The sequence below is a fragment of the Segatella intestinalis genome (assembly GCF_029348455.1).
Lineage (GTDB): Bacteria > Bacteroidota > Bacteroidia > Bacteroidales > Bacteroidaceae > Prevotella.
The window spans coordinates 152,264-161,747 of the sequence record NZ_JARJVV010000008.1 but is presented as its reverse complement, the minus strand read 5'-3'; the positions used below and the strand labels follow the sequence as shown (position 1 = coordinate 161,747).

Here is a 9,484-nt window from a genome sequence, read left to right as displayed (position 1 = left end):
GCACATTAAAGAATGGACTAATGCAAACCTCTCTCCAAATTTGGCAGTGAAACGCATCAATACCATAGGTAAAAAATGCGTCGGATTTTAAACGGATTTTGAACACCCTACCTTACAGGGCGACAGGTTTGCGTCCGTAATAACCCAGGGCGTTGCCCTGGGCTAAGAGCTTCTGCCCTTTCAGGGCGTGCCAACCGTACAGGTCGAATAATTTTAGTCAAGAATTAGAGAATTAGAGAAGCCATTTCCACGGCCATCGAGCGATGTTTCTCTAATTCTTGACAGTAAATTCCACCTCAGCTTTCGCAAATGGGGAAATAACTGAAGATGAAGAAGCGATTATCTTATCACCTTCACCTCGCCATTTTTGCTCAGTTTCACAATGCTGGAAGGCGTGTGGGGCTTGTGCTCCTGACGGCGACTCCAGCAAACATAGTCGACTGCCTCCAGGATTTCGGGCGAAATATCACGATAATTCTGTGCCGCAGGCTCACCACTCACATTGGCGCTGGTGCTGACCAAAGGCTTCTGGAAGCGGTAACACAACTCCTTGCTGAAAGGCTCGAAGGTGACACGCATGGCCAGACTGCCATCCTCTGCCACCAGATTATTGGCCACACCCGTAGCATCGTCGAGGATGACGGTTGTAGGCTTCACAGGCATGGCTGCATCGATAAAGTCCCACGCCACCTGAGGCACATTGCGGAAATAACGCGCCATACGGTCAGCGCTGTCTACAAGACAGATGAGCGCCTTGGAATCGTCACGACGCTTGATCTGATAAACCTTTGCTACTGCCTCGGCATTGGTGGCATCGCAGCCGATGCCCCATACCGTATCTGTGGGATAGAGTATCACTCCACCCTTTCGCATGCACTCCACTGCATTCTTAATGTCTTCTTGCTGTGTCATAATGCTGATATTATAATATGTATAATGTTTCTAAATGGTTTTATACTGCTCGATGTCGCGCATACCGTTGAGGAAGTCGCGTGCCTCCATGCGCTTCTTGCCGCTTATCTGAATGGTGTCGAGCTGCAGCCACTCGTCGGCACAAGCCACGAGCAGGCTCTTGCCCTCTACACGGAGCGAGCCCACAGCGACGCCTTCTGCCAGTGCCTTGCCGGTCTTCGTAGTCTTGAAAACCTTCAGCACCTGAGCCTTGCCGCCCTCCTTCTGTATCTCGGTCCATGCGCCAGGATAAGGCGACAGACCGCGGATGAAATCGTACACCTTCTTGGCTGGCTGGCCGAAACTGATGCGACAGGTCTCCTTGAAGATTTTGGGTGCATGATGCAGTTCCTGCTGTTCTGCCACCAACTCGTCCTGCGAGATGGAGTCGATGTTGCCATCGGCAGCTATCAGCTTGTCGATGGTCTTGAGCGCGATACCGGCACCGAGGTGCATCAGTCCGTCGTAGACATACTCCACATCGGCATCGTCGGGAATAGCGAAAGGCTCCTGCATGATGATGCGTCCGGTGTCGATGTCGTGATCGAGGAAGAAGGTGGTGACACCAGTCTGCGTCTCGCCATTGATGACAGCCCAGTTGATAGGCGCTGCGCCACGATACTGAGGCAACAGGGCGGCATGCACATTGAACGTGCCGAAACGGGGCATGGCCCACACCACCTCGGGCAGCATGCGGAAAGCCACCACCACCTGAAGGTCGGCACGGAAGCCACGCAGCTGCTCCACGAACTCGGGATCTTTCATCTTGACAGGCTGCAGCACGGGCAAGCCCTGCTCCAGGGCATACTGCTTGACAGGAGGCGCCTGCAGCGTGTCCTGATGGCGTCCTACGGGTTTGTCGGGCTGGGTTACCACAGCCACCACATTATATCCGCCTTCTACGAGGCTCTTGAGGGATTCCACCGCAAACTCGGGTGTTCCCATAAAAACGATTCTTAAATCTTTCTTCTCCATAAAATAACATTTGAAGTTAAAATCAGCAAAGCCGAAGAAATCTCCACTCTTCACTTAAATTATTCTGCCGACATATCGGCCACAATCTTGCGATACACTGAGTACACCTTGGTACGGCTGATGTAGCCTACAAGCACGCCGGCTGTGTCGACCACAGGCAGCTGGGCCGCATCGGTCTGGTCGAACTTCTTCATCACCTCATCCATCGGCTCGTGGTCGGAAAGTACTGCCGATGGCTGCAACATGAGCTGTCGCACAGAGAAACGGTTGTAAAGCTCTGACCGGAAGATGATGTGACGGATGCGGGTAATATCTATCACTCCCAAGAGTACACCTCCCTTGTCGACCACTGGCAGGAAGTTGTTGTTGCTGCGGCTTATCTCAGCCACGAGTTTACCCATAGGCAGATCGGCATGAATGGGATGATAGTCTTTCTCGATGACGCTCTGCATGCTCATCAGCGTGAGGGCCGCACGGTCGATGTGATGAGTGAGCAGCTTGCCCTCTCTTGCCAGTCGCAGGGCGTAGATGCTGTGGCTCTCGAAGATGCTGATAGTGAGGTATGACGAGATGCAGACGATCATGAGCGGCATGAAGAGCTGATAGCCTCCCGTGAGTTCGGCGATGAGGAAGATGCCCGTAAGCGGTGCATGCATCACACCCGTCATCACGCCTGCCATACCCATGAGCGTGAAGTTCTGCTCGGGCACGTAGACACCTATCTCGTTGGCATTCCAGAAGCGAGAGAAGAAGAAACCCGCAAAACCGCCGATAAAGAGCGAAGGTGCGAAGGTTCCACCACAACCGCCACTGCCATTGGTTGCCGATGTGGCAAACACCTTGGTGAGGGTGACGAGTCCGATATAGACAAGCAGCAGATGGCTGTTGCCATAGAAGAGCGAGTTGCTCATCACCTGCCCCCACTCTGCCTCTGTCCTGCCCTTGAGCAGGATGTTGACAGCCGAGTAGCCCTCGCCATAGAGCGAAGGGAACAGGAAGATAAGGCTGCTCAGGATGAGTCCGCCCAAGAGGAGTTTGGCATAAGGATGCTTGCCCAGACGGGCGAACATGCCCTCGCAAGCCGACATGGTGCGCATGAAATAAAGGCTGACAAAGCCGCAGAAGATACCCAACAGGATACATACCGGCGCACGGTCGAGCACCCAGGGCGAGGTGAGCGTGAAGTCGAAGAGCGACTTGGAGCCCATCAGAATATAGGTGAAACAGGTAGCTGTGACACACGAGATGAGGATGGGCAGAAGCGAAGCCATCGACAGGTCGACCATCAGCACCTCGAGCGTGAAGACCAGTCCGGCTATAGGTGCCTTGAAGATTCCGGCAATGGCGGCACTGGCTCCGCAGCCCACCAGCAGGATCATCGTCTTCTTGTCCATGCGGAAGATCTGTCCCAGATTGGAACCGATGGCCGAACCGGTAAGCACAATAGGCGCCTCGGCTCCCACAGAACCGCCGAAGCCAATGGTGATGCCAGAAGCCACCACCGACGACCAGCAGTTGTGGCCGCGCAGCTTGGAGTTCTTGGTAGAGATGGCGTAGAGCACGCGGGTAATACCATGCGAGATATTGTCGCGCACCACATACTTGATAAAGAGCGACGTGAGGTAAATGCCCACGATTGGGAAGAGAAGGAAGAGCAGGTTGTACGTGTTCTTGACAAATCCCGATGTGAGCAGAATCTGTATCTCGTGCACGATTCCATGCAGGAAATAGCCTGCCACCGAGGCGAGCACCCCGATGACAAAGGCGAGGATGAGTGTCATCTGGCGGTCGGAAATATGCTCCTTCTGCCAGGCCACCATCTTGTCGACCCAACTTTTCCTTGCTTCTAAAATATCGTCATCCATTAATATATATATTATCCTTTATTATTTTATCTTGGCACAGATTACGCGGATTACACGGATTTTATCTTCTGACTGCCACAACGCTTTCACCAAGGAATATGGCATCAGCCTCTGTATTGTCCGCGCCTCATCATTCCTTAAAACTCCGAAGTGAAATGGAACCTGATATGTTCGAAGTCCTGCTGTGCCATGCTGAGCACATAGCCCGAGTCGGCGAGGAACACGTCTCTGCCCTCTATGTCCTTGGCCATGTACTGATACTTGCGCTTCTTGAAGTTCTCCAGCTCCTGCTCATCGTCGGCCTCTATCCAGCAAGCCTTGTGCAGGTGGACAGGTTCCCAGCGGCACTTGGCGTTGTACTCGTTCTCCAAACGATACTGGATGACCTCGAACTGCAACTGTCCTACGGTTCCCACGATGCGGCGGCCGTTGAACTGGTTGACAAACAGCTGTGCCACACCCTCGTTCATCAACTGCTCCAATCCCTTCTGGAACTGCTTGCTCTTCATTGGGTCGTCGTTCTCGATATACTTGAAGAGCAGAGGCGAGAACGAAGGCAAACCACGGAAGTGCAGCTGCTCGCCCTCGGTGAGCGTGTCGCCAATCTTGAAGATGCCGTTGTCGGGCAGACCTACGATGTCGCCAGGATAAGCCTCGTCAATGGTGCTCTTGCGCTGCGCCATGAACTGTGTGGGCGAAGAGAAACGGACGGTCTTGTCCAATCGTACGTGCAGGTAAGGCTGATTGCGCACAAACTTACCCGAACAAATCTTGCAGAAGGCAATACATGAACGGTGGTTGGGGTCGATATTGGCGGTGATCTTGAAGATGAAGCCAGTAAACTTGCTTTCCTCTGGCTCTACCAGTCGCTCCTCGGCCTGAGTGGGCTTGGGCGACGGTGCTATCTTGACGAAGCAGTCGAGAAGTTCCTGCACACCGAAGTTGTTGAGCGCAGAACCGAAGAACACCGGTGCCACCTCGGCCGAACGGTAAGTCTCCACATCGAAGGCTGGATAAACGCCGTTGACCAACTCCAGATCCTCACGCAACTGGGCAGCCTCGCGCTCACCCACATGCTGATCGAGCGCTTCGGAGTTGACGTCCACTTCCACCTTCTCGGTCACGCGCTGCTTGTTGGGAGTAAAGAGGTTGAGCTGCTGCTCGTAGATATTGTACACGCCCTTGAACCGGGCACCTTGTCCGATAGGCCAGCTCAGGGGTCGAACCTTGATCTTGAGTTCTTCCTCCAGTTCGTCGAGCACGTCGAAGGCATCGCGGCCCTCACGGTCCATCTTGTTGATGAAGATGATAACAGGCGTATTGCGCATACGGCACACTTCCATCAGCTTGCGGGTCTGGGCCTCCACACCCTTGGCTGAGTCGACCACGATGATGGCTGAGTCAACGGCTGTCAACGTGCGGTAAGTGTCCTCGGCAAAGTCTTGGTGACCGGGAGTATCGAGGATGTTCACCTTGTAGGGGTCGCCATGCTCGCCATCGGGCAAGTAGTCGAACTCCATCACCGACGTGGAAACAGAAATACCACGCTGTTTCTCTATATCCATCCAGTCGGAAGTGGCTGTCTTGCGTATCTTATTGTTCTTTACGGCACCTGCCACCTGTATCTGTCCACCAAAGAGAAGGAACTTCTCGGTCAGTGTGGTCTTACCTGCATCAGGGTGAGATATAATGGCAAACGTTCTTCTTCTTTCAATCTCTTTCATCTCGTTGTATATATATTTTGAACTTTTCTCAAGTTCTGTATATTATTATAAAATATGTATATCCTAAAAATTAAACACTACATGTCGTCGTCAAACTTCAAGCCCTCTTTACGGTCCTTGATGTAATAATCGCTCAGCATGCCCACGAAGGTGCTGATCTCGGTCACGGCACGGGCTGTCTCGGGCGTTATCTCCTTCTTCTGCAGGCGGAGCATCATCACGCCATAGAGTGCGTCTAAGCAGGTTTCTATCTCGTTCACATCCTTGTCGCCCTTGTTGCGCAGCTCTACGATGTAGGGCAACACCTTGTAGTATTCGGCATTATAGATGGGGAACTTGCTGCTCTGCAGCAGCATTCCGTGCAAGTCGATGACGTCCTTGAGCAACACGCGGTTGATATCGAGATGTCCATACTCGCGCTTTCCTTCCTCGTTCATCATGCGGATGAGGTTGCCAAACCAGTCCAGCTCCTCGGCTTTCTGCTCGTCGGTATAGTCGAAACGGTCGATATACTGCTTGCGGATAACGGGCAGCGAACAGCCATAGGCACGGATAATGTCCTCCACCTGCCACATATACAACAGGTATTCGGCGATACTTTTCTTTCTTAACTCTTGTGCTACAAACATATATTTTGTGAAAATAATATTCTCATATAATCTTTCCGGGCACACGCCCCGTAAGACAGCCTAAAACTCGGGCAGATGATACAGGTTGAACACCGTGCCTATCAGCGCTATCAGCGAGAAGATGATTACCACACTGCCTATCACCTTATTAATAATAAGAATGCCGTTGGTATCAAACTTGCCGCGTATCTTGTCGATGAGCCAGGTAAGACCAAACCACCACAGCAAGGCGCCAAACACGATGCTGAGATAGCCCACGCCCATCTCAATAGGCATGTCGGGAACCACAAAGGCAAACTGCGCGTATGTGGCCATGAAGAGGAACACGATGAGCGGATTGGAGAGGGTGACGAGAAAGGCCGTCAGGCCGTTGTGGAACAATGTGCCCTGCTTGTTGCTGCTCTTGTGCATATTCTTCATCGGGTTGCTCATGAAACAATACACTCCGAAGACAAGCAGCAGCAGACTGCCCGAAATCTGAAGATAGAATTTGTTCTGGGCATTGTTGACAAAATCCATCACAAAACTCATACCCAAACCCGTGAACATGGCATACACGATGTCGCTGCAAGCAGCGCCGATGCCTGTCACAAAACCATACCAGCGCCCCTTGTTCAACGTGCGCTGAATACACAAAATACCTACTGGACCCATGGGAGCAGAGGCAATGATACCTATGACAATACCCTTGAAAATAAAATCAAGGATGTTTATCTCTATTGGAAACAATAAATTCATACGAGGTGCAAAGATACAATTTTTTAATCATACAATGCAAATTTTCCGTCTAAAAGTTTGTCCGATGCATTTTTTTTCTTATCTTTGCCATCAAATTTTAAAACTCTAACTTATTAAAAAACATAAACAATATGACAGAAAATGCATTGAAGCCGTATGTAATCGGCTTGGACCTTGGCGGCACCAACTCTGTTTTCGGTATCGTTGACGCACGTGGTGAAATCAAGGCTACTACAGCCATCAAGACTGGTGGCTATGACAACGTGAATGATTACGTAAAGGCAGCTGTCGAAGCACTACAACCTATTATCGAAACTGTTGGTGGTATTGAGAAAATCAAGGCTATGGGTATCGGAGCACCTAATGGCAACTTCTATAAGGGAACTATCGAGTACGCTCCCAACCAGCCCTGGGCTCACACTTGTGTAGTTCCTTTGGCAGACCTCTTCAGCAAGGCTCTTGGCGGACTCCCAGTAGCGCTTACCAATGATGCCAATGCGGCAGCACTGGGCGAAATGACTTATGGCGCAGCACGTGGACTGAAGAACTTCATCGACATCACTTTGGGTACTGGCGTAGGCTCAGGCATCGTGATTGATGGAAAGATGGTTTATGGCTGCGATGGTTTCGCTGGCGAGCTGGGCCATGTGGTTATGGTTCGTGGCAAGGAAGGCCGTACATGCGGCTGCGGCAGAACTGGCTGTCTGGAAGCTTACTGCTCTGCAACAGGTGTGGCTCGTACTGCACGCGAATTCCTCAAGAAGAGCGATGAGCCTTCATTGCTCCGCGAAATCAAGCCAGAGGACATCACCTCTTACGAGGTAAGTATTGCTGCCGGCAAGGGCGACGCCCTGGCTAAGCGCGTGTACGATTTCACTGGCAAGATGCTCGGTGAGGCTTGTGCAGACTTCGCAGCATTCGCTTCACCTGAGGCTTTCGTCTTCTTCGGCGGTCTTACCAAGGCTGGCGACCTCTTGATGAAACCTCTCAAGGAGTCATACGACAATACCGTATTGCCTATCTTCAAGGGCAAGGCTAAGTTCCTTGTGTCAACTCTCGACGGCAGCTCTGCAGCTGTTCTCGGCGCAAGCGCTGTGGGTTGGGATTTGTAATTTGTCATCATCTTTACAAAAATCCTGGACTTTATTTTTGTTTATCGTTCCAGGAATATACAGTATGCCTCCGAAGTAATTTCGGGGGCATTCTCGTTTTTATCACAGATATGTATTTCACGACAAATACTGCATTGTTTTTGATAGAACTGCTACATTGTTTTAAAGAAAATGAAGCATTGTTTTTAAAAAGAACTGCTGCATAATCGTGACAGAAATCTACATTTCAAGCACTTTTTACATGACGAAAATCAATTTTTCCTCTTATTCCGCACTTTTTTCTCAAAACCTCGCTCGTTCTTATAGTTTTTTCGTACCTTTGCACACCCAAAACAAAGGTGCGGACAGGATTGTAAACAAGATAACATGACACATCACAGTCGTCCGGCACTCTCTTACGATTGTATTGAACATCATTTCAAGTTAAGAATCACATTTAATTAAGAATCACAAAAGAATAAGTAAGAATGAAAAAGATTTACACAGTGGCTAAATACGCCAAAAGCATCATGCTCGCAGCTGTAATAACAGCAAGCGCTTTGACTACAGCAAATGCTCAAGAAGAAAACTCAAATTCGACAGATTATTCTCCTGCATCTGAGAGTGCATGGTTGAAAGGAGAACAGATTTCAGACTTGACAGAAGCCTATATCTACAATGTCGGCGCTGAAATTTTCATCAAAAATAATCGTAGCGCATCAGAGAAGGACATCAACAACGCCAACCTCTGGACAATTACTAACAAGAATGACACGTATATGTTTGCTTGTGGAAACAAAAAACTTTTTTTGAACTTTGACGTTGTGAAGTGGTTCTGTGACATCAGCGATATAACATATACCTATTTTTCTTTGGTAAATGTAACTACTCCTGACAAAGGCTATGCGTATAAACTCAAAAACACAAAAAAAGTTTGGTCCAAGTATCAAACTCGCTACTTTTCTGTAGAAGGAACATCTTACGTAGAAGCAGAGAATGAGGAGAACATCAACAACGACTGGCTCTTCATCTCCGAAACTCAGAAAAACGCATATCTCGACTACAAGGCAAAATACAATGAAGCTAAAAATTATGCCAGCAACGAAAAAGTGGAAGCAAACGTGACTTTACTTGCCAAGTTGAAAAAAATTCTTTCTGACAAAGCTAAGGCAACCTATGCATCTTACGAAGGCGAGAATGGAGACCAAATGGTTCTTAGCAATATCATCGAGGAAATCAAGACTTACCTCAACAGCACTCCAACAGGTATCGACAACATAAACGCTACCTCATCTGCCAAGGCTGAAGCTATTTTCAGCGTGAACGGTGTTCGCAACGCCCAGCTCAACAAGGGACTCAACATCGTGAAGATGAGCGACGGTTCTGTCAAGAAGATCATGGTTAAGTAATCTTCTACTACAATACTACATACAAAAACGAAAGGCTGTGTCAAAGGGATTCTTCCCAAAGACACAGCCTTTTTTGGTTGAATACTTAGCCATAAAGCATAT

8 protein-coding genes are annotated in these 9,484 nt (G+C 49.6%); 2 read left to right on the top strand and 6 right to left on the bottom strand.

The features are described 5' to 3' along the window. Positions 1–339: 339 nt before the first annotated feature. The 6 genes from P3T48_RS07210 to P3T48_RS07185 all read right to left on the bottom strand — a co-directional run bounded on the left by P3T48_RS07210 (position 340) and on the right by P3T48_RS07185 (position 6,882). Positions 340–912, bottom strand: a complete 573-nt coding sequence (locus P3T48_RS07210; protein ID WP_217757254.1) for an L-threonylcarbamoyladenylate synthase — start codon at positions 910–912, stop codon at positions 340–342. A 30-nt stretch (positions 913–942) separates the two neighbouring features. Next, positions 943–1,926, bottom strand: a complete 984-nt coding sequence (fmt, locus tag P3T48_RS07205) for a methionyl-tRNA formyltransferase (protein ID WP_276506195.1) — start codon at positions 1,924–1,926, stop codon at positions 943–945. Between the two features lie 59 nt (positions 1,927–1,985). Further along, entirely contained in the window at positions 1,986–3,791 is a 1,806-nt protein-coding gene (locus P3T48_RS07200; protein ID WP_276506194.1) for a chloride channel protein, read from the bottom strand. 137 nt (positions 3,792–3,928) lie between these two features. Beyond that, positions 3,929–5,515: a peptide chain release factor 3 gene (locus P3T48_RS07195; protein WP_276506193.1), complete on the bottom strand. Its 1,587-nt coding sequence runs from the start codon at positions 5,513–5,515 to the stop codon at positions 3,929–3,931. 77 nt (positions 5,516–5,592) lie between these two features. Next, complete coding sequence (locus P3T48_RS07190; RefSeq protein WP_276506192.1) at positions 5,593–6,144, bottom strand: DUF4924 family protein; 552 nt, start codon at positions 6,142–6,144, stop codon at positions 5,593–5,595. Positions 6,145–6,204: 60 nt separating this feature from the next. Further along, on the bottom strand, positions 6,205–6,882 hold the full coding sequence (locus P3T48_RS07185; RefSeq protein ID WP_276506191.1) for a LysE family translocator: 678 nt from the start codon (positions 6,880–6,882) through the stop codon (positions 6,205–6,207). Between the two features lie 131 nt (positions 6,883–7,013). On the opposite strand from P3T48_RS07185, the gene P3T48_RS07180 reads away from it, so the two are divergent. Together P3T48_RS07180 and P3T48_RS07175 are read left to right on the top strand one after the other, a co-directional pair. Next, entirely contained in the window at positions 7,014–7,994 is a 981-nt protein-coding gene (locus tag P3T48_RS07180) for an ROK family protein (RefSeq protein WP_276506190.1), read from the top strand. Between the two features lie 467 nt (positions 7,995–8,461). Beyond that, positions 8,462–9,382: a hypothetical protein gene (locus tag P3T48_RS07175; RefSeq protein ID WP_276506189.1), complete on the top strand. Its 921-nt coding sequence runs from the start codon at positions 8,462–8,464 to the stop codon at positions 9,380–9,382. Positions 9,383–9,484: the final 102 nt, after the last annotated feature.